The following is a 26,033-nucleotide window of genomic DNA, read 5'->3' as shown; positions in this document are numbered from 1 at the left end:
ATGCGGATCACCGGTTACCGCACGCTGACGACGATCCAGGAGTGGGCGCGCCCGGTCGGGGACGCCAACGGCGTCTTCGCGGACGGCGTCACCACGCTCCCGGTGGTCCTCGTGGACACCGACGAGGGCGTCACCGGCGTGGGCCTGGGCTCGCACGCGGGGATCGAGGGCGTCTTCGCGGCGATCGAGGGCGAGGACCCGCGGGGCGTCAGCGCGCTGTACGACCGGATGCTGCGCCGCGCCTTCAAGGCCGGGCACGCCGGGGCCGTGTTCGGGACGATCGGCGCGCTCGACACGGCCCTGTGGGACATCAAGGCGCGGGCCGCAGGCGAGCCGCTGTGGCGGCTCCTCGGCGGGCGCGACCGGACCGTCCCCGCGTACGCGTCGGGCCTGGACATCGGCCTCGGCGACGAGGAGCTGGCGGCGGCCTACGGCCTCTACGCCGAGCGGGGCCTGCGGTCCGCGAAGCTCAAGGGCGGCTTGGACGTCGAGGACGACCGGCGGCGGCTCGCGCTCGTGCGGGACGTGCTCGCCGACGCCGGGGGCGCCCGCCCGCGCCTCATGCTCGACGCGAACGAGACGTGGTCGCGCAAGGAGGCCGTGCGCCACGTCCGCGAGCTCGAACGGACCCTCGACCTCGCGTGGGTCGAGGAGCCCGTGCGGCGCTGGGACGCCGAGGGCCTGGCCGTGGTCCAGCGGGGCGTGCGCGCGGCCGTGGCGAGCGGCGAGAACCTCACCGGCCTGGAGCAGTTCCGGCCGCTCCTGGCGGCCGGGGCCCTCGACGTCGTCCAGACCGCGGCCGTCGGCGGCGTCACCCACTTCCTGCGGACCGCGGCCCTCGCCCACGCGCACGACCTCCCCGTCAGCCCCATCGGGAACATCCCCGTCGGGCTGCTGCACGCCGCGACCGCCGTGCCCAACCACCTCGTCTCCGAGCTCCAGGACCTGCGCCCGCCCGTCGGCATCGCCGCCGACCTCGACATCGAGGACGGCGCGTTCGTCCTCGGCGACTCCCCCGGCCTCGGCCTGACGGTCTTCACCGAGGCCATCGAGGCGCTCGACCGCACCCCGGCCCCGGCCGACCCAGCCGGGCCGGGCGTGCGGCCCGAGCGCGCCGGCCTGCGCCTGCTCGCCGCCGAGCGGACCACCGACTCCGACCGATCCCCCACCCGTCCCAGGCGCGCCGAACCCGAGGCAGCGACCGCCGACCGACGGGTGCCCGCCATCGAGCACTGACACCGCCTCGCACACAAGGAAAGGGAATGCAATGCGGCATTCACCCCCCGGGCGCCTCCGCGCCCCCGCCCTCGCGGCGGCCCTCCTCCTCGCGGTCGCCGGCGCCCTCGCAGGGCCCGGCGCGTCCCCGGCGCACGCGCAGACCGCGCACGACATCTACGTGTCCCCCACCGGGAACGACGGCAACACCGGGACCTCCGGCCAGCCGCTCAAGACCCTCACCAAAGCCCAGGAGAAGGCCCGGCAGGCCGCCGCCGCGGGCGACGGCGACGTCACCGTCACCCTCCTCGACGGCACCTACCGGCTCTCGGCCCCGCTGCGGTTCACCGCGGACGACTCGGGCCGCAACGGCCACACCGTGACCTGGCAGGCCGCCGACGGCGCGCACCCGGTCGTCACCGGCGCCCAGGCCGTCACCGGCTGGGTCCTCGACGACGCCGCCGCCGGGATCTACCGGGCCGACGTCGGCACCGGCTTCGACGCCCGCCAGCTCTACGTGGACGGCGTCCCCGCCCAGCGGGCCCGCACCTCCATCGCCGCGTCCGACATGACGCTCAACGCCTCCGGGTTCACCCTCAACAACGGCAACTTCGACTACCTCGCGTCGCTGCCGAACCAGCAGCGCATCGAACTCCAGGCCCTGCTCTCGTTCACCAACCGGTTCGCGCCCGTCCAGAGCGTCAGCGGGCGCACGGTGACCATGCAGCAGCCGTCCTGGAACAACAACACGTACGGATACGACGCGATCCAGAACCCGTTCCGCACCCCGCAGTTCTTCCTGCTCAACTCCAAGCGCTTCCTCGACCAGGCCGGGGAGTGGTACCTCGACACCGGCGCGGGGCGGCTCTACTACAAGCCCCTCGCGGGCCAGAGCATGTCCACGGCCAAAGTGGAGCTGCCGCGCCTGGAGACGCTCGTCGAGGTCGGCGGCACCTACAGCGCGCCGGTGAAGGCCCTGGAGTTCTCCGGGCTCACGTTCACCGGCACCTCCTGGCTCGACCCCGGCTCCAGCAACGGGTACGCGAACCAGCAGACCGGCACGTTCATCACCGGCGTCCAGGCCGAGCGGCCCTCCGACGCGTTCACCTCCTGCCGGTCCGGGTGCCGCGGCTTCGAGGCCGCCCGCAACGGCTGGGCCCAGGTCCCAGCCGCCGTGCAGGTCTCCGCCGCCGACGGGATCACCTTCGCGGACAACACCTTCACCAACCTCGGCTCCGTGGGGCTCGGCATCGGCAACGACGCCAACGCGCACAGCACCGGCGTCGGCCTCGGCGCCAAGAACATCCTCGTCACCGGCAACACGTTCACCGCCAGCGCGGGCGGCGGCATCGTCGTCGGCGGGGTCCGCCCCGACGCGCACCACCCGTCGGACCCGCGGATGCTCAACAGCGACATCACGATCAGCGACAACAGCGTGTACGCGACCGCGCTCGAATACCTCGACCACGCCGCGATCCTGGGGACCTACGCCACCAGGCTCACGATCGACCACAACTACGTCTCGGACATGCCCTACAGCGGCATCAACATCGGGTTCGGCTGGGGCGCCAACGACCCGGGCGGCAGCCCCGAGTACCAGGCCCGCGGCCTGTACGACTTCCAGCCGGTCTACCAGACGCCCACGGCCTCGCAGTACGTGAACGTCACCGGCAACCACGTGCGCAACGTCGTGCAGAAGCTGTTCGACGCCGGGTGCGTCTACTCGCTGTCGGCGCACCCGAACAGCACGATCAGCGGGAACTACTGCGAGAACAGCGGGCAGCTCGGCATGTACTTCGACGAGGGCTCGCGGTACTTCGCGCTGACGGGCAACGTCTTCCGCAACACCTACGGCCAGTGGGTGCACGCCAACAACCAGAACAGCAACCTCACCGGGAACATGACCGTGACCGGGAACTACACCACCAACTCCGCGATCACGGGCCTGGTGGACGGCCAGCGCGGCAACACCGTGCGCAACAACACGACGTACAGCGCGGGCTCGGTCCCGGCGACGGCGGCGCAGATCATCGCCGACGCGGGCCCGCGGGAGGACGGCGGCGGCAGCACGACCGGCGGCCTCCGCTCGGTCAGCGCGGGCCGGTGCCTGGACGTGCCGAACCAGTCGACGGCGACCGGGACGCAGCTCCAGGTCTGGGACTGCTGGGCCGGCGCGAACCAGCAGTGGACCTTCACGGCCGCGGGCGAGTTCACCGTGTACGCCGATGGGAGCCGGCGGTGCCTGGACGCGTCGAACGGCGGCACGGCCAACGGCACCGCGGCGATCATCTGGACCTGCCACGGCGGGTCGAACCAGCGGTGGAACCGCCACGCGGACGGCACGATCACCAACGCGGGGTCGGGCCTGTGCCTGGACGTGTCGGGGGCGGCGACCGCCAACGGCACCAGAGTGGTCCTGTGGACGTGCAACGGCGGCCAGAACCAGCGGTGGACGACCGCCTGACCCGTTCCGCACGCCTGCGGCCCCGCGCTTCGCGCGGGGCCGCAGGTCCGTGCTCAGGTCGGGCCCTAAGCCGAGGCCCGCCAGAGCAGCTTGGAGGGGACGGTGCGGTGGATCGGGTCGAGCCGGGCGAAGTCGGCCTTGGCGAGGATCTCCACGATGTCGAGCGCGTGGGAGGCCACGCCGTGCCGGTCGACCGCGATCGAGGTGAGCGGCGGGTCGACCGCCTCCCCCAGCGCGAGTCCGTCGATCCCGACGATGCGGACCCGGCCGGGGACGTCGATGCCCAGCGCGTGCGCGCTCTGGACCGCGCCGAGCGCCATGAGGTCGTTGAACATCAGGACCGCGTCGGTCTCCGGGCAGCGCTCGATCAGCTCGGCGAAGGCGCGGCCCCCGCCGGAGATCGACTCGTCCCCCACGGCGACCCCGGTGAGGTCGCCGCCCGCGATCCGCTCGAACCAGCCCCGCCGCGGCGAGGGCCCGTACGGATTTCCATCCAGTGTGGAGTACGAGGAGTCGACCATCCCGAAGCGCCGGGCGCCGCGCTCGCGCAGCGCGCCGATCGCCTCCTCAAGGCCCGCTTCGAGGTCGATCTCCACGGAGTGGACGCCCGGGAGCGAGCTGCGGGCTTCGAGACGCACCACGGGCAGGCCGCGGCAGGCCTCGCGCACCGATGCGTCGTCGCCGAAGAAGTGCCCGACCATGACGTCGACCTGCTCGGTGATGAGGCCGAGCGCCGCGTCCGAGCGCTGTTCCGCGGAGGCGATGACGACCTGCCAGCCGCGTTCGGCGGCCGCGGCGATGATGTCGGCGGCGGTGTCGGTGTAGTACGGGTTGCGGAACGAGGCCACGGTGAGCCCGAGCGCGTGGGTCTTCTGGCGCGTCACGAGGTTCCGCGCGAACCGGCTCGGCCGGTACCCCAGCCGCCCGGCGGCCTCCAGCACCCGCTGCCGGGTCGCCGCGCTGATGTCGTCCATGCCGTTCATCGCGCGCGTCACGGTCTGCCGCGACACGCCCGCTTCGGCGGCGACGTCGAGGATCGTCACCCGTTTGGCCACAGCTCCGCCCTTCACCGTTCGTGAACCTTCACGCTACCGACCGCCACCGCGCGCGGCGACACCGGGCACCGGGCGGGCCGATGCCCGGCGCGGCGCTAGCGGGGCGGGAGGATCGTGGCGGTGACTTCTCCGAAGCCGATGCGGGCGCCGTCGGGGCCCGGGGCGGTCGCGGTGATCGTGACCTCGTCGCCGTCGAGGAGGAAGGTGCGCTCTTCGCCCTTGACGGTCACCGGTTCGGTGCCGCCCCAGGTGAGTTCGATGAACGCGCCGCGCTGGTGCTTGGCGGGGCCGGAAATCGTGCCGGAGGCGAAGAGGTCGCCGGTGCGGGTGGAGGCGCCGTTGACGGTCATGTGGGCGAGCATCTGCGCCGGGGACCAGTACATCTCGCGGTAGGGCGGGCGCGAGACCTGCTCGCCGTTCCACTCGACCGCGAGGTCCACGTCGAGGCCCCAGTCCTCGCCGCCGCGCAGGTACGGCAGCGGCGCGGGGACCTGGCCGGGGAGCGGCACGCGCGCGTGCTCAAGGGCCGCGAGGGGGACGACCCACGGGGACACCGAGGTCGCGAAGCTCTTGCCGAGGAACGGGCCGAGCGGCACGTACTCCCACGCCTGGAGGTCGCGGGCGGACCAGTCGTTGACGAGGACGGCGCCGAAGACGTGCTCGGCGAAGTCGTCCACGTCGATCCGCTCCCCCAGCGCCGTCCCGGCGCCGACGACGAACCCGAGTTCGGCCTCGATGTCGAGCCTGCGGCTCGGCCCGTAGGTCGGCGCGGCCTCGTCGGGGGCTTTGCGCTGGCCGCAGGGGCGCACGACGCCGGTGCCGGAGACGACCACGGTGCCGGATCGGCCGTGGTAGCCGACGGGCAGGTGCTTCCAGTTGGGCGCCAGCGGTTCCTGGCCGGGCCGGAACAGGCGGCCGAGGTTCGCGGCGTGGTGCTCGGAGGCGTAGAAGTCCACATAGTCGCCGACCTCGAACGGCAGGTGCATCCGGACTTCGCGCAGCGGGTGGAGGGCGTGCTTCGGGACGGTGCCCTCGACGGCGGCGCGGAGGCGCACGCGGGCCTCGGCCCAGCGCCGGGGCCCCTGGGCCATGAACGGGTTGAGCGTCGGGGCCGCGAACACCGGGTCGTCGAGCAGGAGCGAGAGGTCGGCGACGGTGTCGCCGACGCGCACCCCGACCCGCCGCGAACCGCCCTCGGCGGAGAACACACCGTAGGGCAGGTTGTCGGGCCCGAACGGCGAGCCGTCCGGGATGTGGATGCGGCTCATGCGGTTCCCTCAAGGTGGCGGTTGTAGGCGGAGCTGTCGTGGGCGGTGTGGTCGGGGGTGCCGACGAGGCCGAGGCCGATGAGCTCGTCGAGCGGTTCGGTGATGCTGCACGTGCCGAACGACGTGAACGCCGCTCGCGCCTCCCGCATCCGCGCCCCGGTCAGGTCGGCGGTGAGGTCCGCGACGGCCTCGTCGTCGCGTTCGGCGAGCAGCGCGCGGGCGTCGGTCTCGGTGCCGCCGTGCAGGAGAGCGTCGGTGGCGAGGAGCAGGTTCAGGAAGCCGTGCTGCTCGAAGCCGTGGGCGGCGTCGGTGTTGCGCACCGCGTGGTGGAGCCCCGCGGTGGCCTTGAACGGCAGCCCGGCCGCGACCGCCGCGGCGATCCCCTCGGCGAGTTCGGCCTCGCCGGGGTGCAGCCCGGCGCGGACGCCGCCGGTGCGGAACTTCGCCTTGTGCCCGTGCGGGATCGCGGCGAGGACCGGCAGGCGCCGATCGTCGCGCGGCACCTCCACGAACACCTCCGGGCCGGGGGCGTCTTCGAGGGCCGCGGCGAGGTCCGCGAAGAACGCCTCCGGCGTCGCGCCCTCGGGCACGGCGACCTCGACGGCGCGGACCTCGACCGGCAGCAGCGCCGCGTTCCCAAGGGCCGCAGGGATGCCCGCGGGACCGTCCGGGAACGTCACCGCGAGGGGCAGGACCGGCTCCCCCGCGGGCAGCAGCGGCGCGAGCCGGGGCAGCGCCGCCGCCGGAAGCACCAGGGGCCCGACGGCCCCGGCGTACCACACGCGCCGCCGCGCGCCGTACGCGCGGACCGCGAGGGCCAGCGGGGCGTTCCCGGGCGGGAAGACCGCGGCGTCGTCGAAGAGGCCCGCCGCCAGCGCGGGGATCACGGGCGCGGCCCCCGGCCCGCCCAGGTCCACGCGTAGCCCGGGTCCTCGCTGGCCGCGGCCCCTTCGCCGAGTTCGAGGGGCCGGAATGTGTCGACCATGACGGCGAGCTCGTCGAAGAACTCCGCGCCGAGCGACCGCTCCATCGCGCCGGGCTGCGGGCCGTGGCTGTGCCCGCCGGGGTGGAGGCTGATCGAGCCCTGCCCGATCCCTGAGCCCTTGCGGGCCTCGTAGTCGCCGCCGCAGTAGAACATCACCTCGTCGGAGTCCACGTTGGAGTGGTAGTACGGGACGGGGACGGCGAGCGGGTGGTAGTCCACCTTGCGCGGCACGAAGTTGCAGATGACGAAGTTCTGGCCCTCGAAGACCTGGTGGGCGGGCGGGGGCTGGTGGACGCGGCCGGTGATCGGCTCGAAGTCCTCGATGTTGAAGGTGTACGGGTAGAGGCACCCGTCCCAGCCGACCGCGTCGAAGGGGTGGGTGGCGTACACGTACCGGGTGCCGGTGATGCCGCGCGAGCCGCGGTGCTTGACGAGCACCTCGACGTCCTCGCCTGCGAGGATGAGCGGCTCGTCGGGGCCGTGGAGGTCGCGTTCGCAGAACGGGGCGTGCTCCAGCAGCTGCCCGTACCGCGACAGGTACCGCTTGGCGGGGGTGATGTGCGAGTTCGCTTCGATCGCGTACAGCCGCAGCGGCTCCGGGCCCTCCGGGACCCACCGGTGGGTGGTGGCGCGCGGGATGACGACGTAGTCGCCCCGGCGCGCGGGCAGGGCCCCGAACACGGTCTCGACGGTCGCCGAGCCGGACTCGACGTACACGCACTCGTCCCCGACCGCGTTGCGGTACAGGGGCGACGCCGCACCGGCGACCGCATAGGAGATCCGCACGTCCGCGTTGCCGAGCACGAGCCGGCGTCCGGTGACCGCGTCGGCGGCCTTCCAGTCCGGGTCGGTGAGTTCGTGCAGCTTGAAGTGCCGGGGCTTGAGCGGGCGGTGCTCCTCGGTGGCCTGCCCGGGGACGTCCCAGGGCGCGGCGTCCACGATCGCCGAGGGGATGCCGGAGTGGTAGAGCAGCGAGGAGTCCGAGGAGAACCCCTCTTCCCCCATGAGCTCCTCGCGGTAGAGGCCGCCCGCGGGGGTGCGGTGCTGGGTGTGCCGCTTCGGCGGCACGCTGCCCACGCTGCGGTAGTACGCCATGGTGTTCGCCTCCGGGGGGCTAGAAGTTGCCGCGCTTGGCCTGCTCGCGCTCGATGGCCTCGAACAGCGCCTTGAAGTTGCCGATGCCGAACCCGAGCGAGCCGTGCCGCTCGATGAACTCGAAGAAGACCGTGGGGCGGTCGCCGAGCGGCTTGGTGAAGATCTGGAGCAGGTAGCCGTCCTCGTCGCGGTCGACGAGGATGCCGCGGGACTGGAGCTCCTCGATCGGCACGCGGACCTCGCCGATGCGGGCGCGCAGCGCCGGGTCCTCGTAGTAGGAGTCGGGCGTCGCCAGGAACTGGACGCCCTTGGCGCGCAGGAGGTCCACGGTGCGGATGATGTCGTTGGTGGCGAGCGCGAGGTGCTGGACGCCGGGGCTCTCGTAGAACTCCAGGTACTCGTCGATCTGCGACTTCTTCTTGCCGAGCGCGGGCTCGTTGAGGGGGAACTTGACGCGCCGGTTGCCGCTGGCGACGACCTTGCTCATCAGCGCCGAGTACTCGGTGGCGATGTCCTCGCCCACGAACTCGGCCATGTTGGTGAAGCCCATGATCCGGTTGTAGAAGTCGACCCACTGGTTCATCGCGCCGAGCTCGACGTTGCCGACGACGTGGTCCAGGGCCTGGAAGATCCGCTTCGGCTCCCCTTCGGGCCGCGTGTACCCGGAGGTGCGGGCGACGTAGCCGGGCAGGTAGGGGCCGTCGTACTTCGAGCGGTCCACGAGGGTGTGGCGGGTCTCGCCGTAGGTGGCGATCGCGGCGGTGCGCACGGTGCCGTGCTCGTCCGAGACGTCATGGGGCGCTTCGAGGACGACCGCGCCCTGGGCCGTCGCGTGCGCGATGCAGGCGTCCACGTCGGGCACTTCGAGCGCCACGTCCACGACGCCGTCGCCGTGGCGGCGGTGGTGGTCGAGCAGGGCGCTCGCGGGGTCCACGCCGCCCTTGAGCACGAAGCGCACCGCGCCCGAGCGCAGCACGTACGCCTGGTGGTCGCGGTTGCCGGTCTCGGGCCCGGAGTAGGCGACGAGTTCCATCCCGAAGACGGCCTGGTAGAACAGCGCGGCCTGGGTCGCGTTGCCGACCGACCACACGACGGCGTCCCAGCCGGTGACCGGGAACGGGTCGGCCGCGGCGTCGTACTCGACCAGGCCGACGAGCTGGCGGAGCTGGTCGAGGTCGAGATCGGCCAGGCGTTCCTGGCTGGTCAGCGTCTGGTCGATGCTCATGGGGGCCTCCTGCGCGTCGCATCGGGGTTTCGATTCGACGCACAGCACACCCCATCGGGGAACCGTTGACAATAGTGACGGTTTCGATTGGCGCTTGTGCCCATCTCATGCCAGCGTTTCGGGCGATCCGCTGTACAAGTTGTCCAGCGGCGAAGGTTCGCGCCGCCGGAGCGCGGGCGCACGTCGCCACCCCGCCGCCTTCTCGCCCCCGTTCCGCCTCGACCCGGGGGCCGGGTCCACGAAGGATGGAGGTCACGCCGACCGGACCCCCCTGGTCGGCCTTCCCTCGAAGGAGGAGCACATGACCGAACGACCGCTGCTCTCGCGGCGGCGCCTGCTCCAGGCCGCCGTCGTCGCGCCCGCCGCCGCCATCCCCGTGATCGCCGTCGGCAGCCCCGCGAACGCGGCGTACCGGGGCATCGTCACCCGCGACGAGGTGATGACCCGGGCCCGCAACTGGTTCACCCGCAACATCCAGTACAACGCCGCCAGCCGGGCCAGCGACATCGAAGGCACCCACACGTACCGGCAGGACTGCTCGGGCTTCGTCTCCATGGCCTGGCACACCTCCACGCCGGGCCACAGCACCAGGAGCATCCCCGACATCGCGGCCAAGATCGAGTGGAGCGAGCTCAAGCCCGGCGACGTCGTCAACTCCTACGACAACCACTGCATGATCTACCACATGCGCGGCGACAGCGGGAAGATCTGGATCTACGACCTGGCGACGCCCGCGTCCGACATGCGGCACATCCAGGTGTCCACCGCCTCGCTCAAGTCCCAGAACTACATCCCGCGGCGGTACCGGAACGGGGGCACGGCCGTGCCCCCGGCGCCCCGCTATACGGAGTCGGCGAACCCGGCGAGCGCGCCGCGCAGTTCGTCCGCCAGCGGCAGGCCGCCGCGCTCGGCCAGCCGCAGGGCCTGGAGCCAGTGGTGCCGCGCGGCCGCGCGACGCTGCGCGCGCCACGCGACGTGGCCCAGTCCCGCAAGGCAGTGCGCCTCCCCGACCCGGTCGGCGGTCTCGCGGTAGACCGCCAGCGCGGGCGCGAACTCGGCCGCGGCCGTGGTGAGGTCGCCGCGGGCCAGGGCGGTGTCGGCGAGTCCGCGCCGGGCGTCCGCCTCCCCGGAGACGTCGCCGATGCGGCGGGAGCTCGCGAGCGCGCGCCGGTGCAGCCGTTCGGCGCGGTCGACGTCGCCGCCGCGCAGGGCCGCGCCGGCCAGTCCCCGCAGGGCCCCGGCCGCGCCGCGGCGGTTGCCGACCTGCTGGCACAGGTACAGCGACTGCCGGTACCGCGTGGCCGCCGCGTCGAGTTCGCCGCGCTGGGCGGCGACGTCGCCGAGGGCCCGCAGTCCGTAGGCCTCGCCGACGCGGTTGCCGATGCCCGCGCAGATGGAGGCGACCTGCCCGGCGTGGGCGGCGGCCGTGTCGAGGTCGCCCACCGACATGGCGATCTCGGCGAGGCCCCAGAGCGCTTCGGCCTCGCCGACCGGGTTGCCGAGCCGCCGGTGGATCGCCAGCGCGGCGTCGTACCGTTCGCGCGCGAGCGGATAGTCGTCGTTGGACGCGGTCTGGGCGAGGCCCCGGAGCGCGTCGGCTTCGCCGAGGCGGTCGCCGAGGTCGCGGCGCAGGCGCAGGACCAGGTCGAACCCTTCGGCGGCGGTCTGGAAGCGGCCGGTCAGGCGGTCGATCTCCGCGAGCCCGGAGCGGGCGTCGGCCTCCCATGCGCGCTCGCCGGTGCGGTGGGCGATCCGCAGGAGCTGGCGGTTGCAGATCCGCGCCGCGTCGTAGTGCCCGAGCAGGCGCAGCGCGCGGTTGAGCGGCGCGGCGAGGGCGGCGGCGTCCGCGTCGTGGCCGGTGACGTGCATGCACGCGAGGAGCGTCGCGCGGTCGGCGCCGATCCAGTCGGTGTTCGCGTCGCCGGAGGATTCGAGGCGGAGCCGGTAGTGGCGCAGCAGGTTCGCGACCGCGGCGTGCTGCACGCTGGCGGGGTCCTCGCGGTGGCCGCGGTCCAGGGCGAAGGCGCGCACCGAGTCGTGGAACTCGTAGGCGTCGGCGGCGCGGCGCAGCAGCAGGCTCTCGTCGTACAGCCGGGCCAGCGCCGGCGCGGTCTCGGCGGCCGTGGCGTCCGCGAGCGCGGCGGCGGCGTCGGCGGTGAGCCGCCGCCCCGGGTGGATGGCCAGGAGGCGGAACAGGCGCTGGGCGGGTTCGGGGAGGCCGTTGTAGGACAGCGCGAGCGCGGGTCCGCTGTGCTCGTGGGCGGGGATGCGCCGCAGGCGTTCGACGTGGTCGGCGATCTGCCAGTCGGGCTTGCCCTCCAGTTGGCGTCCGGCCGCGGCCAGTTCCAGCGGCAGGCGCCTGCACAGTTCGACGAGGGCCGCGGCGTCGTCGGGGGCGGCGTCGAGGCGGCCGGACCGGTCGTGGCGGCGCAGCAGGTCGAGTGCTTCGGCGACGGTGACGGTGCCGAGCGGGATGCGCACGGCCGCTTCGAGGTCGGTGAGGCGGCGGCGGCTGGTGACGAGGACCGCGCAGTCGGCGCCGCGCGGCAGGAGCGGTTCGAGCTGCGCGGCGTCGGCGGCGTTGTCGAGGACGAGGAGCGCCCGCGAGGCGGCGAGTTCGCGGTGCAGGAGCGCGATGCGCGCGGCGGGGCTGAGGGCGTCGATGCGGCGGCCGGGCGTGCCGAGGTGGGCCAGGAAGCCGCGGACGACGGCGTCGGGGGCGGCGGGCGGTTCGGCCGGGTCGAAGCCGCGCAGGTCGGCGAAGAGGCGCACGTCCCCGACGAGTCCGGCGTCGGCGAGGTCGCGGGCGGCCCGGAAGGCGAGTTCGGACTTGCCGATCCCGGCCATGCCCTCGATGACGACGACCGCGGCCGCGCCGGTGCGGCGGGCGGCGGCGACGTGCGCGGCGATGCGGTCGCGCTCGGCCCGGCGCCCGGTGAAGGCCGCGGTCGGGTCGGGGACGGCCGCGCGGGTGGTGACGATGACGGAGCGGTTGGCGCGTTCGAGGACCCGGTGGCAGGCCTGCGCGAGCGCGCCGAGCCCGGCGGTGTCGAGGCCGAGGGCGCGGGCGATGTCGAGGACCGTGTCGGAGTTCATGCGGACCCGGCCGTTCTGGAAGTGGCCGTGGATGGTCGCGAGCGACGGCGCGCCTTCGGGGATGGCGTGCTCGCCGTGGAAGGCGCGGATGCCGGTGTGGATGCGGCGGAACGACGTGTTGCCGGAGGCCGCCCGCAGTCGTCGCAGGAACGCCGCCAGGTCGTCGAGCGTCTGGATCGCGCGGGCGTCCGCGTCCCACTGCGCCGCGGGAGCCTCGTCGGCGGTTGACCGTCGCACGACTGGATGATAGCGCCCGGCGGCAAGCGCGAGCGTCGCTCCCCTTCGGACGGCCGCGTCCGTTCCGTTTCGTTCGGAATCCGCGCCAGCGGCGCTCGTCCCGCGAGGATCGGGGGCGACGGATCACCCTCGCGAAAGGAAAGACCGATGAGCAATCGGGTACGGACCCCGCTCCTGCGGTCGCTGCTGGCGGCCGCCGCGGGCACCTTGGCCCTGGTCCTGTTCGGCGCGTCCCCGGCGGCCGCGCACTACGTGTACGAGGAGGCTTTCACCTACCGCAGCAACGATCTCTGCGTCTACGACCGGTCCGAGGTCTCGCACGGCGACGGCAACGGGTACGCGCGCGTCGACATCGACGTCTCGACCGTCCTCGCCACGCCCTCGGGCTCCTACCCGTGCGCCTGGGGGCTCGAACGCCCCGCCGGGTACATCAGCGCCAAGATCGAGACGTACGTGTGGCTCGGCACGTACTGGTACCTGTGCGCCCAGACCGACTGGGTGTACAACGACACCACCTCGACCGACCTGGCGATTCAGGCCCGGATGATCGGCGCGCCGATCTGCGGGCAGAGCTACTACGCCACGAACGGCGTCGGCTACGCGTGGAACAACGCCTGGTTCGGCGGGGCGGTCTGGTCGGGCGCGCACTACCTGCCCGACTACTCCTTCAGCGCGGCGCAGGCCCCCGCCGAGCTCCCCGAGGCCGGTGACGTCGTCGGCGTCGTGGACGGCTCGGGCCAGCCGGTCGTGGACGCGGACGGCGAGCCGGTGACCGTGGTCGTCGCCGCCCCGCCCGCCGCGGGACCGGGCGCGGCGACGGCCGCGCAGGACGGCGCCGGGATCGCGGCGCACCTGGCCGCCGAGACCCTCCCCACCAGGTGACACCCGGTGAGCGGTGGGCCGCGGAGCCGCGGTCCACCGCTCACCGTTCGGATCGGATCTGCCGACGTCCTGCCCTCGTTCCGCCTCGACTCCAGCGGCACTCCCTGGTGGACTTGGGGACACGAAGAAGCGGCGGCGAACCGCCGCGTGAGCACTCTGGAGGGAACATGCGCAGTCTCGCGAAGGCGCTCGCGGCCCGCGTGGTCGGCGGCAAGACCGGCACGCGTAGCTGGTACTCGCTCTACTACATGGAATAGCAGTGGGAACCGATGGCCACGGCGCCGACACGGCGCACGCACCCACCGCGACCGCACCTCGGCGACCGGGAGTGCCACCGCCGGGACCGGCGCCGCGGCCGTTGGGCCTGCCGCCCGACGACTTCGACCGCGACCCGATCGCGAGTCTCAACCGCCTCCGCCGCGAGTACGGCGACGTGTTCGCCTTCGCCGCGGGCAAGGTCCTCGTCGCCCGGCCCGTCTGGGCGCACTGGGCGCTGGCCCGCACCAACCGCGAGACCGTCGTGGACGCCCCGCCGCTGCCGCCCCGGCTCCAGCGCAGGCCGCTCATCCGCGGCCGCGTCGAGCGGTGGATGGCCGCCCGGCGCACGGCCCAGTGGCACCGCCTCGGCCGCGACATCGCCGAGCGCACGGCCCCGTTCATCCGCGAGCGCCTCGGCGACTTCCTGGACGCCGCGGGCGACCGTCCCGCTCGCCTGCCCGACTGCGAGCGGGCCGCGCTCCTCGCCGCCGACCGAGTGTTCGTGCACGACATGGACGACAGGCTCCGCGCCCGGCTCTTCCCGGCCGCGCGGCTCATGCTCGACGAGGGCGCCGCCACCGTCATGCTGCCGCCCTGGATGTCGCTGCGGACCCGGCGTCGCCTGCACGCCAACGACCTCTGGATCGAGGCGCTCACCGCCCACGTGGCGCGGCGGCGCGCTGAACGGCGCGAGGACGACCCCGCCGCGGACATGCTCGACCTGCTCGCCGACGCCAGGGACGAGGACGGCCCGGTCTTCGACGACCTGGAGATCGCCCAGACCCTCTCGATCAACCTCGGCAACCTCTACGCCGTCGGCGGGAGCGGCCTCGGCTGGCTCCTCGCCGCGCACGCCGCCCACGACACGTCCCGGCCCGCCGGGACCGACCGCGCCGCGTGGACCTCGGCCGTGGTCAAGGAGACCCTGCGGTACTACCCGGCGGTGTCGCTCACCAGCCGGAGCCTCGTCGAGGACGCCGACTTCGGCGACGTGACCGTCCCGGCCGGGACCTCGCTGTTCGTCAGCCCGCTCATGCTCCACACCGACGCCCGATGGTGGCGCGAGGACCCGGCCCGGTTCGATCCGGCGCGCTGGCTCGCCGACGACGTCCACGACCAGCACGCCTACCTCCCCTACGGCTCGGGCCCGCGCGTGTGCACCGGCGTCCACATAGCCAACGCCGTGCTGGAGAACGCCGCCGACCTCCTCGCCGACCGCACCGTCTCCACCCGCCCCGGCCCCCCGCGCCGCGAATGGAGCGCCGTCACCCGCCCCCGCCACTTCCGAGCCACCGTCTCCGCCGACGCATAGGGCGGGCGCTGCCTCCCCGGCGCGGCGGGCTCGCCGCCGCGCCGGGGCCGGTCAGTGGCCGAGGCCCTTGCCGAAGCCGCCGTCCACGGGGAGCTCGACGCCGGTGACGAAGGTGGCGTCCACGGCCAGGAAGAGGGCGGCCGCGGCGATCTCCTCGACGGTGCCGCCGCGGCCCATCGGGGTGGACGCGTTGCCCTGCTCGATGAACTCGGCCCGCTGCGCCTCGGTCAGCTCGGCCACGCCCATGGTGGGGGTGAGGATGAACCCGGGGGCGACCGCGTTGACGCGGATGCCGCGCGGCAGGAGCTCGGCGGCGAGGACCTTCGCAAAGGCGGCGACGGCCTCCTTCGCGCCGGAGTAGGCGCTCAGGCCGGGGAAGATCTCGTCGTTCGAGACCGTGGTGAAGACGATCGAGCCGCCCTCGGCGATCAGCGGGGCCAGGTGCTGGACGGTGAAGAACGAGCCCTTGGCGTTGACGTCGAAGATCCGGTCCCAGGACTCCTCGGTGACCGCTTCGAGCGTCTGGAACTCGGCGACGCCCTGGTTGACGAACAGGTAGTCGATGCCGCCGAGGGTGTCCGAGGCGTGCTCGGCGAGCGCGGCGAGGTCGTTCATGTCGGTGGCGTCGGAGCGCACGGGACGGGCCAGCGGGGTGTTCAGGGAGGCTTGGGCCTCGGCGAGGCGCTGCTCGTTGCGCCCGGTGTAGAGCACTTCCGCGCCGCGGTCGGTGAGGGCCCGGACGATGGCCAGGCCCATGCCGATGGTGCCGCCGGTGACGACGGCCCGCTTGCCCCGCAAGGTGTTCGGGTCGGTGATGGTCGAAGTGGGGTTGCTGTGGTTCGTGGTCATGTCGGCTACGCTAAACCTTGACGTTGACGTCAAAGTCAAACTTCTATGCGGGGAGTCACATGTTCATCGGGGAGCTGTCGCGCCAGACGGGCATGAGCACCAGGGGACTGCGCTACTACGAGCAGCAGGGGCTCTTGCAGCCCCGGCGACGGCCCAGCGGCTACCGCGAGTTCGAGGACTCCGATGTGGACCGAGTGCGCCGCATCCGGGTGCTGCTCGCGGCGGGCCTGAACACCGATCTGATCCGCGAGGTGCTGCCCTGCATGGCCGACGACGGCGCCATCCTGGCCCCGACCTGCGAGGAGATGGCCCAGGACCTCGTCCGCGAGCGGGAGCGCATGAGCCGCTCCATCGAGGAGCTCAAGTCCGCCCACGCCATGCTGGAGGCGATCATCCACGCCGGCGAACCCCTAACCGCCCAAACCGACTGCTGACCGGCCCCGCCGCCCTGCGCCTGGGCTTCTGAAAGTTTCGGCCGACATGGGTTGACTTAATAACACTCATGGATTTAATTTGTTGAATACATCGCGGACTAGCTCAGCTCGCCCGCGCCGTCGCTCAACAACGCTCACTCTCACGACAACGGAGTCCGTGCATGACCGAAAGCAAGCGCATACCCACTCGCACGATCAGCAGAAGGACCCTCTTCGGCGGCACCGCCGGGGTCGCCGCGCTCGCCGCGCTCGGCGCCACCGCAACACCGGCCGCCGCGCAGGCCAACGCCGGTGCGGCCATGCCGTTCAAGACCCTCGGCGCCGAGACCGGCGCGCTCGGCGGCGGCGCGAGCGTCACCCGGTTCACCGTCGGCACCGCCGTCCCGACCGCCGCCAGCCTCGAACTGGAGGCCAGCGGGTACGCCTACGTGCGCCTCGCCGCCACCGGCCAGTCGGTGACCCTCCGCAACACGACCGGCGTCCGGGCCAACGCGCTCGTCGTCCGCGCCGCGCTCCCCGACGCCCCGGGCGGCGGCGGCGTCACCGCCACCCTCGCGCTGTACGTCGACGGCGTCTTCCGCCAGCACGTGACCCTGTCCTCGGCGCAGACCTACCTGTACCGCGGCTCGACCGCGAACCCGAAAGACCCCACGGGTGGGCAGGCGCACCGCTTCTACAACGACTTCCCGTTCTTCGTCACCGGCGCGGCCATCGCACCCGGCTCGACCGTCATGCTCCGCAAGGACGCCGCGAACACCGCGGCCTGGTACGCGATCGACTGCGTCGACTTCGAGAACGTCGGCCCCGCGCGCACCCGCCCCGCGAACTCGGTCTCCGTCCTCGACTACGGCGCCGACCCGAACTTCGGCGCCGACTCCACCGCCGCGATCCAGAACGCGGTCGACGCGGCCCGCGGGACGGGCCGGCCGGTGTGGATCCCCGAGGGCAAGTACCTCACGCACGCCACCACCGGCACCCAGCTCGACTTCACCGGCGTCACCGTCACGGGCGCGGGCATGTGGCGCACGATCCTGTACCGGCGAGTCCCGTTGCCGTCCAACAGCACGTACCGGTCGCGGTACATCGTCGGCTCCGGCACGAGCATCAGCCACCTCCAGATCGACTCCAACGCCCTCTACCGCGGCAACAACCGCGCCGGAGGCGCCGACTACTCGCTGGAGGCCTGGGGCGCGGGCGGGTGGGCCATCGACTCGGTGTGGACCCGCCACTGCGACGCCAACTGGCTGTCGGGATCGAACGGGACCGTGCGCAACTGCCGGTCCTCCGACTCCTACGGCGACGGCTTCAACGTCAACAACTCCAACGCGCCCAACCCCGACAAGCTCGGCCGCGACATCCTCGTCCAGAACAACTACCAGCGCGGCGCCGGGGACGACGGATTCGCCGTCTACTCCGACGCCGGGACCGCGGGCGCCAGCGCCCAGATCGAGCGCGTCCGGGTTCTCAACAACACCTCCGTCGCCCCGTACTGGGCCAACGGCCTGCGCATCGCCGGGGGCCGGGACATCGAGTTTCGGAACAACCTGGTCGACTCGGTGTCCTCGAACTCGGCGATCGACATCGGCGTCTACGGCGACACCGGGTTCCCGCTGGAGTCCGCGACCGTCACCGGCAACGTCTTCATCGGAGGCGGTGGGTGGAACTCGACCCGCCACGGCGTGCGCATCACCTCGCCGAATGCGAACTCGCTGTTCCCGAACGCCTACACCAGGGTCACGTTCTCGAACAACACCGTCCGCGGCTCCCTGCGCGCGGGAATCTTCGTGGACCTGACCCGCAACGACGTCACCGCCTCCGGCAACACCGTCGACGGCCCCGCAAACCAGGGCGTCTACATCCGCACCAGCGTCACCGGCACCGGCGACTTCAACGACAACACCGTCCGGAACCTCCGCGCCGGACAGGCCGCCTTCCAGAACGACTCCCCAACCACCTTCCCCGTGACCGGCTCGGGCAACTCCTGGCAATAAGGACGCATCACCTCCACCTGCGGTGACGGCACCGGTCGCAAAGCAACAGGCGACCGGTGCCACCACCAGACCGCACTGTCGCGTCGCATCGCGGGGCGGGTCGCGGCGTCGGTTCGCTAGGGTGGAGCGCAGGTCCACGACGATGGGGGCACCATGGCGAAACGTCCGCACCAGGTCGAGCACGTCGCGCCGGGAGTCGCACGGCTGGGCGACGAGTCGGTCAACTTCTACCTGGTCGAGGCCCCCGAGGGCCTGGTCCTGGTCGACGCCGGGCTCCCCGGGCACCGCGGGCAGGCCGAGGCGCACCTCGCCCGCGACGGCCGCACGTTCGCAGACGTCAAGGCCGTCCTGCTCACCCACGGGCACCCCGACCACACCGGACTCGCCGCCACTGCCCAGGACGCGGGCGCCGACATCTGGATCCACGAGGCCGACGCGCCGATCCTCGCCGACGGCCCGCGCAGCGCGATGCGCCACGCCAAGCCCGAGCGCCCCATGATCTCCTACGTCCTGCGCCGCCCCTCGGCCTTCGCCGGCCCACTCCACATGGCCCGCCTCGGCGGGTTCACCGCGGGCCCGGTCACCGGCGTGCGCACCTTCGACGCCGAGCAGCGACTCGACGCCGTCCCCGGCCGGCCCCAAGTCGTCCCGCTCCCGGGCCACACGCCCGGCGCCGTCGCCTACCACTTCCCCGACCTGGGCGTCCTGTTCACCGGCGACGCGCTCGTCACCCGCGACGGCCTGACCGGACACAAGGGACCGTGCCTGGTCGCCCGCGGCTTCACCCACGACACCGCAGCCGCCCTCGCCTCCCTCGACCGCCTCGACACCCTCCCCGCCGCCACCGTCCTCCCCGGCCACGGCCCCGCCTTCCCCGACGGCCCGACCGCAGCCACCGACCAGGCCCGCAAGTACGGCCTCCACTGAGGACTCCAGCGCGTTCGGTGCAGCAGCTCAGTCCGAGAATGCCACCTCCGGCGCGAGAAACTTGTCAAGGTTTACCCCGGAGAGATAGGCCAAGGCGTCGTCGAGCCCCCGCTCCATCGTGTGGGCCTCCGTTTCGAGCGCGGTGTTGATGCCTTCGAGGCGTTGCACGGTGGTCTTCAGCACGTCGAGCACCTCACCTCGGACGGTATCCGCGGACGCGGCGTCGATGAGTCCGCCGATCCCGGCCAGGACACCGGTGAAGGCACCGACGAACGGGCCGACCACTGTCCCCACACCGAAGCCGGTGCCGATGGCCGAGCCGATCTGCGTCAGCGCGCTGGTGGTCTGGGCCCGGGTGCGGGATTCGACGTCGGCGATGGCCGCGATGGTGTCCTCCAGCAGCGTCAGGTGCTGCTCCCGGGCCTTGTCGAGCAAAATCTCCATCACCGTCATCACCCCGGCGAGCGATTGGAACGCCGACAACGTCCACTCAAGTGACTGGGCCAGATCCGGAAGGTACTCCCACTTGAACTGGTAGGAACCGCTGCCGGCGGGACCGTCCCAGTCGTCTAGTTTGCCGCGCATGACTTCTGCGGGGTTCTGGGAGTTGGCGAGCCGGTACTGCTCAAGTCCCGGGAGGATCACGCGGATGATGTGGTCGCGCACCGGCGCGGACCCGCCTGAGATCGAGCCGAGCCCGATCATGCAGCTGCTGTAGAAGCCGATGCTCCCGAGCAGAGACGCGACCTCCTCATCGAGCACACCGTATGGCGCGCGGGCCATCAGCTCCCTGTCCAGCCGCCCGAAGGCGTCACGCGCGTTCTGGTCGAATGCCAGGTCCCCGGGCATGCGGCACCTCCTCTAGCGGTTCTCGGTCAAGTCGATGGACTGGAAGTCCGCGGCGGTCTGCGTGTCGTACTCCTCGTAGTCCTCGGCAATCCGGAGCAGGGCCTCTGAGGCGTCCTGAACACGTTCCTCGGAGGTGCTCAGCGCCTGGGCGAGAACCTCGGTGAACTCACGCCAGCGACTCTCGACCCCACGAAACGGACCGAAAGAGGCGACCTCGGAGCCGAGCACCTCGACACTTCCCTCGGCAAACGCAGCGGCCGCCTCCGATTCAACGCTGAACAGCTCCAACCGCGCCCGCTCAAGATCATCGACAACGGACTGCATATCGACAGCGGCCACGTCCCTGATCGCGTCGGGATCGGCAACATAGCGATCGGTCATCAGATCGGCCTCCTCTCCAAGTGGGGTCGCTCCGCAAGCATCCCCACTCACGACCTGATCAACACGAGACGGTTGGAATCCGTTGGAACACAGGCCCCCGACCAGCTCGCGAACTCGCGGGCTCCGGCGGGTAGTTCCATGCCCAGCATCAGGCGGCGTTGAGCGCCTTGATGAGTGGGCCGATGTCGGTGCCCGAAGGGAAGTCGCTCACTTGGCCGTCGCCGACTTCAATGACGCGCCAGACGCCGTCGGAGCGGCGTGCGAGATCGGTGGTGATGAACCGACACCCGAGCGCCGCCACCGCGCGGTCGAGGCCGGTGAGATCTGGGTCGACGCGCACCTGCGGCGTGTCGGGATGAGCGGTGACCTGCACCGGTTCACCGTCGAGCCACCACACCCGGGCCTGACGGCTCGCTCCCGCCGCGTCGGTGAAGTCCTCGAACGCGCGCAGGACCACTCCGCCGTACAGGTCGGCGCCTTGCAGCTCGCGGAACCGGGTGACCACGCGCCAGAGTTGCTCGCCGTCGCCCAGATCCGGGATATAGCAGGCCGTATCCCAAGCGTCCTTGCGGGACTTGACGAAGTCCTTGACAATCGCAGCCCCGGCACCAAGCCCGGCCGCGGCCCGAGGCAGCCACTCTCCGATCACGTCGAGGTCAGTGGTGTGGACGCTGGCCGGGGTGTGCTCTTCGAAGGCTGGGTACCAGCCGGGAAGCTCGTGCGCCTGCGCGTAGGAGCGTGCGGTGGTGGCGAGAACGCAGCCGCGATCGGCAAGCGCCGCTTCAAGGTCGGCGTACTGGGCAGCGGTCACCATCCAGCCGCGATACCAGGCCGGACCGAGGTCCTGGGGGACGCGCCGCACCGCCTCGCCAGCGTCGCCCCGCACGAGGGCATCGTGGTCGATGACGGCGACAGCCGCGGCATGCTCGCTATCTCTAACAAAGTGGGGATCAGGTCGCCGAGAGCGAACGGACGCGAGCGGATCGGAACACAGCACCAACGCAGTCATAAGGCCTCCTGGCTATTCGGCTCGTTCGCACCAGATCTGCCAGGTGCGGCGGGAGTTGGGGAGGGTGGGGTCGTTGAGGAGGCGCAGGACGTAGCCGGCGTGGAGTCGCGCCCATGGGTTGTCGGAGTCCGCTGCGGTGGCGAGGGCGGTGCGGAGGTCGTCGCCGTCGACGGCGCGGGCGATGCGGACGTATTCGCGGTCCTTGCAGCGGTAGGCGCGCGCGACCGCGTCGGTGACGAGTCGGACGAGCCGGGCGCGCACGGCGCCGCGGTGGGCGTCTCTGGCGAGGTCGCGGATGAGGTCCTGCTTGGTGCCCCACTTCTTGGCGTGGAGCGTCCACTCGCGGGGGAACCGGGCCTCCCACTCCAGGAACTGGAGCGCGTAGGGCAGGCCGGGCCAGTCGGTCAGCGGGCCGTGCGGGCGGTTCCACAAGGCGTCGGGGAAGGCATGGCGCTGGGCCGCGGAGTTGGCGGCCAGGAGTCGGCGGGTCTCCGGTTCCTGGTACCACCCGGAGAGGCGGCCGAGATCCCTTGCCTGGAACCAGCCCTCGTTGAAGCGGGCCAGCGCCTCGTTGACGCCTTCACGCGCGGCGGCGAGGCGGGCGAGCGCGATCGCCCGCTCGCCCGGATCGGCGCTGGTGAGCCCGAGGGTGTACCCGATCCTGCGGGCCCATTCCGCCTCGCCGTCGCTGTTCGTCGTCACGCGCCTGACGGTACGGGGGTTCGTGCGGCGTCGGCGTCTTCGGTCTCCGGTTCGAGGCCACGTCAGGCCGAGTGTACTAGGTCGATCAGTGTTGAACTAGGGCACTTCGGGGCTTTTCGTATTGTATTCCGTAGTCGTTTTGCGGGAGTCTGGGGTGATGAAGCTCGATACAACGTACGCAGCATCTCACCGATCTCGGCGCCCCGGACCCGCCGAAGTCCCGGCCGCGACCGCGGAGCGGCCCGCATGAAACAGGTCTACGTCAAGGTCTTCAAGCAAGTCGCGGCCGACACCGTGTACCTGTTCGGCGCGTTCCCGATCACGCTGGCAGCCTTCGTCGTCGCGGTGGCAGGTCTCGCTGCGGGGATCGGCACCGCGGTCGTGTGGGTCGGCGTGCCGATCCTCGCGGCGACCCTGTTCGCGCTGCGCGGTCTCAGCGGTGCCGCCCGGGGCCGACTCGCGGCGCTGCACGGCCGCCCGGTCGCCGCGCCCCGGTACAAGCGGGCGTCGGGCCGCGCCACTGCGTTGCGCCGCTTCCTGACGCCGCTGACGGACGGCCGGTCGTGGAAGGACCTGCTGTGGGGCGCGGTGCAGTTCCCGGTGGCGCTCTTCGGGTTCGTCGTGGCCGTGACCTGGTGGGCGGTGACCCTCGCCGTCACCTTCTACCCGCTCTACGGCTGGATCATCCGCCGCCACACCGAGACCGACGGCATGGAGTACGCCACCACCTGGCTCGGATGGGGCGACGCGTACTCGGACGCCACGATGCTCGCGGGCATCGGCAGCTTCGTGTTCTCGATGCTCCAGCCGGTCGTCCTGCGCGGCCTCGCCAAGATGCAGTCCGGGATCGACGCGGGCCTGCTCACCTCCCCCGCCGACTTCGAGCCCCGATATGCGGCGCCCGCGGGCGGCGTCGACGCCGCGATGGCACGCACGCGCGAACGCCTCTCCGCGTGAGTCCGCGACACGCGATTCGCCGCGGCCCGCGGCAGACCATCGACCCGCCCGCGGGACGCACACCCATGATGAACGGAGACCCCATGCAGGACAACGCTTCGCGCGGCCGGATCAAGGCCGCCTGGACACTGGTCATCCTGGCGCCGGTGTGCGCCGAGCTGACGTTCACCGCGGTCGCGGTGCCGCAGACCTGGATCGCGCTGCCGCTGCTGCTGCCGATGTACGGCGCGGGCGTGCTGCTCGTGCGGGAAGCGGTGGTGCGCGCCGGCGGCGGCTGGCCGAGCCTCCTGCTGCTCGGCCTGGCGTACGAGCTCGCCGAGGACGGCCTGGGGCTCCAGGCGCTGACCAGCCCGAGCATGTACGACGCCGCCGAATGGAGCCTGCGGGTCCTCGGGTTCAACGTCACCTACTGGCTGGCGCAGGTCGGCATCCACGTGGTGTTCAGCGTCCTGATCCCGGTGCTGCTCATGGACATGCTGTTCCCACGGCACCGGTCGCGCCCGTATCTGCGCACCGGCGGGCTCGTCGCCACGGCGGCCTTCGCGCTGCTGGGCGTCGCCGGGCTCCGGTACGGGATCGCGGCCACGCAGGACCCCGGCTACCAGGCGCCGACGGTCGCCCTCATCGCGTTCGTCGCCGTGATCGCGGCCCTGGCGGTGCTCGCGCTGCGAGTGCTTCCCAGACGGTCCAGATCGGCCGCTCCGGTGGCGCCGGTGGTATCGCTGGCACCGCGCCCGGTCGGGGTGGGCGCCTTCGGTGCCGCCGCCACGATCGTGTTCCTGGGGCTGCTCATGCCCGCGGGGCTGCGTCCCGGCGGGCCGGTGTTCGGGGACGCGGTGCCGCTGGCGCTGCCGGTCGCCGGGTCGCTCGCGACCGGAGCGGTGACGATCTGGCTGCTCCGGCGGTGGACGGCCGATCCAGCGTGGAGCGACGCCCATCGGCTGTGGCTGGTCGGCGGCGCGATGGCGGCGCACACGGCTTTCATGGTCCCCGGGCACGGCCTCTCGGGCCTGGTCACCGCAGCGGTCACCATCGCCGCCGAAGTCTTCGCGCTGCTCTGGCTGGCCCGCGCCGGGGGCCGCGGGGAGCGGCCCGCCGGGAAACTCCGCTACTAGCACCGGGCGGCGGTCTCCCAAGGGCTGCATGGGACGATGGGCGGCGATGACTGAACCCGCAGAAGACTCACTCGCCGCCGCCGAGACCGCACTGCAACGCGCCCAGTTGACGGGCGATGTCGTTGCGCTGGAAGCACTGCTCCACCCTGACGTCGTCTACGTCGCCCCCGACGGCGCCGAATTCGACAAGTCGCAGGACCTCGAATCGCACGCATCCGGGCAACTGCGACTGACGAGCCTGGAGCCGCTCCAGAGCACCGCCCGCCAGTTCGGAACCACGGGAGCCACCCGGACACGGGTCAAGATCGCCGGTCTCGCGGCCGACCAGCCGTTCGAGGCGCAGATGGTCTACACGCGCACCTGGCGGTTCCACGACGGCAGATGGCAGGTCGTCCAAGCACACGGCGCGAGCCTCCCGCACGAGCCGTGAACCTCGCCCCGGATCGGACGCCCGCAACAGCCGCGCTCTAGGCGACGTCGAGCACGGTCTTGAGCCAGCCGTCCTCGCGGCGGTCGAACATCTCGTAGGCCTCGATCGCGGTCGCGGGCGGCTCATGCTGGGTGATGAACGCGGTCGGGTCGATGGCCCCCGTCGCGACCAGGCGCAGCAGGGCCGGGATGTACCGCCGGTGGTTGCAGTTGCCCATCTTGAGGGTCAGGTTCCGGTTCATCGCGTCGCCGATCGGGAAGCGGTCGAACCCGGCCGGGTACACCCCGATGACGCCGATGCTCCCGGCCTTGGCGACCGACTCGACCGCCCACCGCAGCGCGAGGCTCGGCGCGTCCCCGGGCACCCACTGGTCGCCGTCGGGGGCCGCGTCGGGTGCGGCCTCGTCGCGTTCGCGGTCGAACTGCGCCGCTTCGCCTTCGGGCAGGACCGCGGGCCCCGCGGCGGGGCGCTGCGCGTCCACGCCGACCGCCTCGATCACCCGGTCGACGCCGATCCCGCCGGTCAGGTCCTTGACGGCCGCGACCGGGTCCTCCCGGTTGAAGTCGATGACCTCGGCGTGCTGCTCCCGCGCCTTCTCCAGCCGCGAGTCGATCCCGTCCACGACGAGCACGCGCCCGGCCCCCTGGCGCTTCGCCGAGGCGACGGCGAACTGGCCGACCACGCCGGCGCCGAGCACCAGGACCGTGTCGCCCCGGCCCACCTCCGCGAGCTTCGCGCCGAACCACGCGGTCGGGAAGATGTCCGAGAGCAGGATCGCGTCGTCGTCGCCGACCTCGTCGGGGATCGACACCAGGCCCGTCGACGCGTACGGGACGCGCGCGTACTCGGCCTGGAGCCCGTCCACCGGACCGGTCGACTTCGGCCCGCCGAAGAAGCACGTGCCCGCGGCGGGCCCGTTCGGGTTCGCGTTGTCGCACTGGGCGTAGTACCCGGCCCGGCAGTACGAGCAGGTCCCGCACCCCACGGTCGAGGGCACCACCACCCGGTCCCCGGGCCGGAAGCCGCGCACGCCCGCGCCCACCTCCTCCACGACCCCGACCGCCTCATGGCCGAGGACCGTGCCGGGGACCATGTCCGGCATCGTCCCGCGCACCATGTGCAAGTCGGTCCCGCAGATCGCGCTGCGCGTGATCCGCACGACCGCGTCCGAGGGTTCCTTGACCTCCGGATCGGGCACCTCGTCCAAGCGGATGTCCCCGATCCCGTGCCACACCACGGCCTTCATCGCCTTCCCCTCCGTGAACCCTGCGGGGCCGCGATCCCGCGACCCTCACCA

Annotated in this window: 22 protein-coding genes; 10 read left to right on the top strand and 12 right to left on the bottom strand. The window is 72.3% G+C overall.

Annotation, left to right across the window (positions count from 1 at the left end):
- Positions 1 to 1,236, top strand: coding sequence for a mandelate racemase/muconate lactonizing enzyme family protein (locus tag ACFFXY_RS10920; protein WP_382349654.1), 1,236 nt, complete (start codon positions 1 to 3; stop codon positions 1,234 to 1,236).
- A gap of 31 nt (positions 1,237 to 1,267) precedes the next feature.
- Positions 1,268 to 3,679 carry an RICIN domain-containing protein gene (locus tag ACFFXY_RS10915; RefSeq protein WP_382349651.1) on the top strand — a complete coding sequence of 804 codons (2,412 nt, stop codon included), beginning with the start codon at positions 1,268 to 1,270 and terminating at the stop codon, positions 3,677 to 3,679.
- Positions 3,680 to 3,744: 65 nt separating this feature from the next.
- Here ACFFXY_RS10915 and ACFFXY_RS10910 read toward each other — a convergent pair whose 3' ends face one another.
- The 6 genes from ACFFXY_RS10910 to ACFFXY_RS10885 all read right to left on the bottom strand — a co-directional run bounded on the left by ACFFXY_RS10910 (position 3,745) and on the right by ACFFXY_RS10885 (position 12,640).
- The gene (locus ACFFXY_RS10910; protein WP_382349648.1) at positions 3,745 to 4,734 is read right to left on the bottom strand and encodes a LacI family DNA-binding transcriptional regulator; all 990 of its coding nucleotides are present in this window, start codon (positions 4,732 to 4,734) and stop codon (positions 3,745 to 3,747) included.
- A gap of 95 nt (positions 4,735 to 4,829) precedes the next feature.
- On the bottom strand, positions 4,830 to 6,002 hold the full coding sequence (gene fahA, locus ACFFXY_RS10905; protein WP_382349645.1) for a fumarylacetoacetase: 1,173 nt from the start codon (positions 6,000 to 6,002) through the stop codon (positions 4,830 to 4,832).
- Entirely contained in the window at positions 5,999 to 6,919 is a 921-nt protein-coding gene (locus ACFFXY_RS10900) for a hypothetical protein (protein WP_382349642.1), read from the bottom strand. The genes fahA and ACFFXY_RS10900 overlap by 4 nt, the downstream gene beginning before the upstream one ends.
- A complete protein-coding gene (locus tag ACFFXY_RS10895; protein ID WP_382349639.1) occupies positions 6,886 to 8,082 on the bottom strand; it encodes a homogentisate 1,2-dioxygenase in 1,197 nt (398 codons plus the stop codon). The genes ACFFXY_RS10900 and ACFFXY_RS10895 overlap by 34 nt, the downstream gene beginning before the upstream one ends.
- A gap of 19 nt (positions 8,083 to 8,101) precedes the next feature.
- On the bottom strand, positions 8,102 to 9,307 hold the full coding sequence (gene hppD / locus ACFFXY_RS10890) for a 4-hydroxyphenylpyruvate dioxygenase (RefSeq protein WP_382349636.1): 1,206 nt from the start codon (positions 9,305 to 9,307) through the stop codon (positions 8,102 to 8,104).
- 840 nt (positions 9,308 to 10,147) lie between these two features.
- Complete coding sequence (locus ACFFXY_RS10885; protein WP_382349633.1) at positions 10,148 to 12,640, bottom strand: tetratricopeptide repeat protein; 2,493 nt, start codon at positions 12,638 to 12,640, stop codon at positions 10,148 to 10,150.
- Positions 12,641 to 12,787: 147 nt separating this feature from the next.
- Between ACFFXY_RS10885 and ACFFXY_RS10880 the strand changes: the two genes are divergently transcribed.
- Both ACFFXY_RS10880 and ACFFXY_RS10875 read left to right on the top strand, forming a co-directional pair.
- On the top strand, positions 12,788 to 13,522 hold the full coding sequence (locus ACFFXY_RS10880; protein WP_382349630.1) for a hypothetical protein: 735 nt from the start codon (positions 12,788 to 12,790) through the stop codon (positions 13,520 to 13,522).
- 358 nt (positions 13,523 to 13,880) lie between these two features.
- The gene (locus ACFFXY_RS10875) at positions 13,881 to 15,092 is read left to right on the top strand and encodes a cytochrome P450 (protein WP_382349627.1); all 1,212 of its coding nucleotides are present in this window, start codon (positions 13,881 to 13,883) and stop codon (positions 15,090 to 15,092) included.
- Between the two features lie 51 nt (positions 15,093 to 15,143).
- On the opposite strand, the gene ACFFXY_RS10870 is transcribed toward ACFFXY_RS10875, so the two are convergent.
- Positions 15,144 to 15,941, bottom strand: a complete 798-nt coding sequence (locus ACFFXY_RS10870) for an SDR family NAD(P)-dependent oxidoreductase (protein WP_382349624.1) — start codon at positions 15,939 to 15,941, stop codon at positions 15,144 to 15,146.
- Between the two features lie 59 nt (positions 15,942 to 16,000).
- Here ACFFXY_RS10870 and ACFFXY_RS10865 point away from each other — a divergent pair, with 59 nt between their 5' ends.
- The 3 genes from ACFFXY_RS10865 to ACFFXY_RS10855 all read left to right on the top strand — a co-directional run bounded on the left by ACFFXY_RS10865 (position 16,001) and on the right by ACFFXY_RS10855 (position 19,293).
- The gene (locus ACFFXY_RS10865; protein WP_382349621.1) at positions 16,001 to 16,375 is read left to right on the top strand and encodes a MerR family transcriptional regulator; all 375 of its coding nucleotides are present in this window, start codon (positions 16,001 to 16,003) and stop codon (positions 16,373 to 16,375) included.
- 161 nt (positions 16,376 to 16,536) lie between these two features.
- Positions 16,537 to 18,366 (top strand): glycosyl hydrolase family 28-related protein, encoded by a 1,830-nt coding sequence (locus tag ACFFXY_RS10860; protein ID WP_382349618.1) that lies wholly within the window; start codon positions 16,537 to 16,539, stop codon positions 18,364 to 18,366.
- Between the two features lie 153 nt (positions 18,367 to 18,519).
- The gene (locus ACFFXY_RS10855; protein WP_382349615.1) at positions 18,520 to 19,293 is read left to right on the top strand and encodes an MBL fold metallo-hydrolase; all 774 of its coding nucleotides are present in this window, start codon (positions 18,520 to 18,522) and stop codon (positions 19,291 to 19,293) included.
- A gap of 27 nt (positions 19,294 to 19,320) precedes the next feature.
- Here ACFFXY_RS10855 and ACFFXY_RS10850 read toward each other — a convergent pair whose 3' ends face one another.
- From ACFFXY_RS10850 to ACFFXY_RS10835, 4 genes are all read right to left on the bottom strand, one after another.
- A complete protein-coding gene (locus tag ACFFXY_RS10850; RefSeq protein WP_382349612.1) occupies positions 19,321 to 20,142 on the bottom strand; it encodes a hypothetical protein in 822 nt (273 codons plus the stop codon).
- 12 nt (positions 20,143 to 20,154) lie between these two features.
- A complete protein-coding gene (locus ACFFXY_RS10845) occupies positions 20,155 to 20,523 on the bottom strand; it encodes a hypothetical protein (RefSeq protein ID WP_382349609.1) in 369 nt (122 codons plus the stop codon).
- A gap of 148 nt (positions 20,524 to 20,671) precedes the next feature.
- Entirely contained in the window at positions 20,672 to 21,532 is an 861-nt protein-coding gene (locus ACFFXY_RS10840) for an ATP-grasp domain-containing protein (RefSeq protein ID WP_382349606.1), read from the bottom strand.
- A gap of 12 nt (positions 21,533 to 21,544) precedes the next feature.
- The gene (locus tag ACFFXY_RS10835; RefSeq protein ID WP_382349603.1) at positions 21,545 to 22,234 is read right to left on the bottom strand and encodes a hypothetical protein; all 690 of its coding nucleotides are present in this window, start codon (positions 22,232 to 22,234) and stop codon (positions 21,545 to 21,547) included.
- A 246-nt stretch (positions 22,235 to 22,480) separates the two neighbouring features.
- Here ACFFXY_RS10835 and ACFFXY_RS10830 point away from each other — a divergent pair, with 246 nt between their 5' ends.
- From ACFFXY_RS10830 to ACFFXY_RS10820, 3 genes are all read left to right on the top strand, one after another.
- Entirely contained in the window at positions 22,481 to 23,191 is a 711-nt protein-coding gene (locus ACFFXY_RS10830; protein ID WP_382349600.1) for a sensor domain-containing protein, read from the top strand.
- A gap of 83 nt (positions 23,192 to 23,274) precedes the next feature.
- On the top strand, positions 23,275 to 24,306 hold the full coding sequence (locus ACFFXY_RS10825) for an AF_0692 family protein (RefSeq protein ID WP_382349598.1): 1,032 nt from the start codon (positions 23,275 to 23,277) through the stop codon (positions 24,304 to 24,306).
- Positions 24,307 to 24,352: 46 nt separating this feature from the next.
- Positions 24,353 to 24,736: a nuclear transport factor 2 family protein gene (locus ACFFXY_RS10820; RefSeq protein ID WP_382349595.1), complete on the top strand. Its 384-nt coding sequence runs from the start codon at positions 24,353 to 24,355 to the stop codon at positions 24,734 to 24,736.
- A gap of 37 nt (positions 24,737 to 24,773) precedes the next feature.
- Here ACFFXY_RS10820 and ACFFXY_RS10815 read toward each other — a convergent pair whose 3' ends face one another.
- Positions 24,774 to 25,982 (bottom strand): zinc-dependent alcohol dehydrogenase, encoded by a 1,209-nt coding sequence (locus ACFFXY_RS10815; protein WP_382349593.1) that lies wholly within the window; start codon positions 25,980 to 25,982, stop codon positions 24,774 to 24,776.
- Positions 25,983 to 26,033 lie beyond the last annotated feature (51 nt).

Origin of the sequence: Glycomyces mayteni (assembly GCF_042428885.1) — a bacterium.
In the GTDB taxonomy this organism is placed as follows: Bacteria; Actinomycetota; Actinomycetes; order Mycobacteriales; family Micromonosporaceae; genus Glycomyces; species Glycomyces mayteni.
This window is presented reverse-complemented; position numbering and strand designations above follow the sequence as displayed.

Excerpts from the sequence above, each read along its gene's own strand:
- ACFFXY_RS10920 (WP_382349654.1), top strand. The coding sequence starts at position 1 with ATGCGGATCACCGGTTACCGCACGCTGACGACGATCCAGGAGTGGGCG.
- fahA (WP_382349645.1), bottom strand. The coding sequence starts at position 6,002 with ATGAGCCGCATCCACATCCCGGACGGCTCGCCGTTCGGGCCCGACAAC.
- ACFFXY_RS10855 (WP_382349615.1), top strand. The coding sequence starts at position 18,520 with ATGGCGAAACGTCCGCACCAGGTCGAGCACGTCGCGCCGGGAGTCGCA.
- ACFFXY_RS10845 (WP_382349609.1), bottom strand. The coding sequence starts at position 20,523 with ATGACCGATCGCTATGTTGCCGATCCCGACGCGATCAGGGACGTGGCC.
- ACFFXY_RS10865 (WP_382349621.1), top strand. The coding sequence starts at position 16,001 with ATGTTCATCGGGGAGCTGTCGCGCCAGACGGGCATGAGCACCAGGGGA.
- ACFFXY_RS10915 (WP_382349651.1), top strand. The coding sequence starts at position 1,268 with ATGCGGCATTCACCCCCCGGGCGCCTCCGCGCCCCCGCCCTCGCGGCG.
- ACFFXY_RS10815 (WP_382349593.1), bottom strand. The coding sequence starts at position 25,982 with ATGAAGGCCGTGGTGTGGCACGGGATCGGGGACATCCGCTTGGACGAG.
- hppD (WP_382349636.1), bottom strand. The coding sequence starts at position 9,307 with ATGAGCATCGACCAGACGCTGACCAGCCAGGAACGCCTGGCCGATCTC.
- ACFFXY_RS10895 (WP_382349639.1), bottom strand. The coding sequence starts at position 8,082 with ATGGCGTACTACCGCAGCGTGGGCAGCGTGCCGCCGAAGCGGCACACC.
- ACFFXY_RS10860 (WP_382349618.1), top strand. The coding sequence starts at position 16,537 with ATGACCGAAAGCAAGCGCATACCCACTCGCACGATCAGCAGAAGGACC.
- ACFFXY_RS10880 (WP_382349630.1), top strand. The coding sequence starts at position 12,788 with ATGAGCAATCGGGTACGGACCCCGCTCCTGCGGTCGCTGCTGGCGGCC.
- ACFFXY_RS10820 (WP_382349595.1), top strand. The coding sequence starts at position 24,353 with ATGACTGAACCCGCAGAAGACTCACTCGCCGCCGCCGAGACCGCACTG.
- ACFFXY_RS10840 (WP_382349606.1), bottom strand. The coding sequence starts at position 21,532 with ATGACTGCGTTGGTGCTGTGTTCCGATCCGCTCGCGTCCGTTCGCTCT.
- ACFFXY_RS10850 (WP_382349612.1), bottom strand. The coding sequence starts at position 20,142 with ATGCCCGGGGACCTGGCATTCGACCAGAACGCGCGTGACGCCTTCGGG.
- ACFFXY_RS10870 (WP_382349624.1), bottom strand. The coding sequence starts at position 15,941 with ATGACCACGAACCACAGCAACCCCACTTCGACCATCACCGACCCGAAC.
- ACFFXY_RS10830 (WP_382349600.1), top strand. The coding sequence starts at position 22,481 with ATGAAACAGGTCTACGTCAAGGTCTTCAAGCAAGTCGCGGCCGACACC.
- ACFFXY_RS10825 (WP_382349598.1), top strand. The coding sequence starts at position 23,275 with ATGCAGGACAACGCTTCGCGCGGCCGGATCAAGGCCGCCTGGACACTG.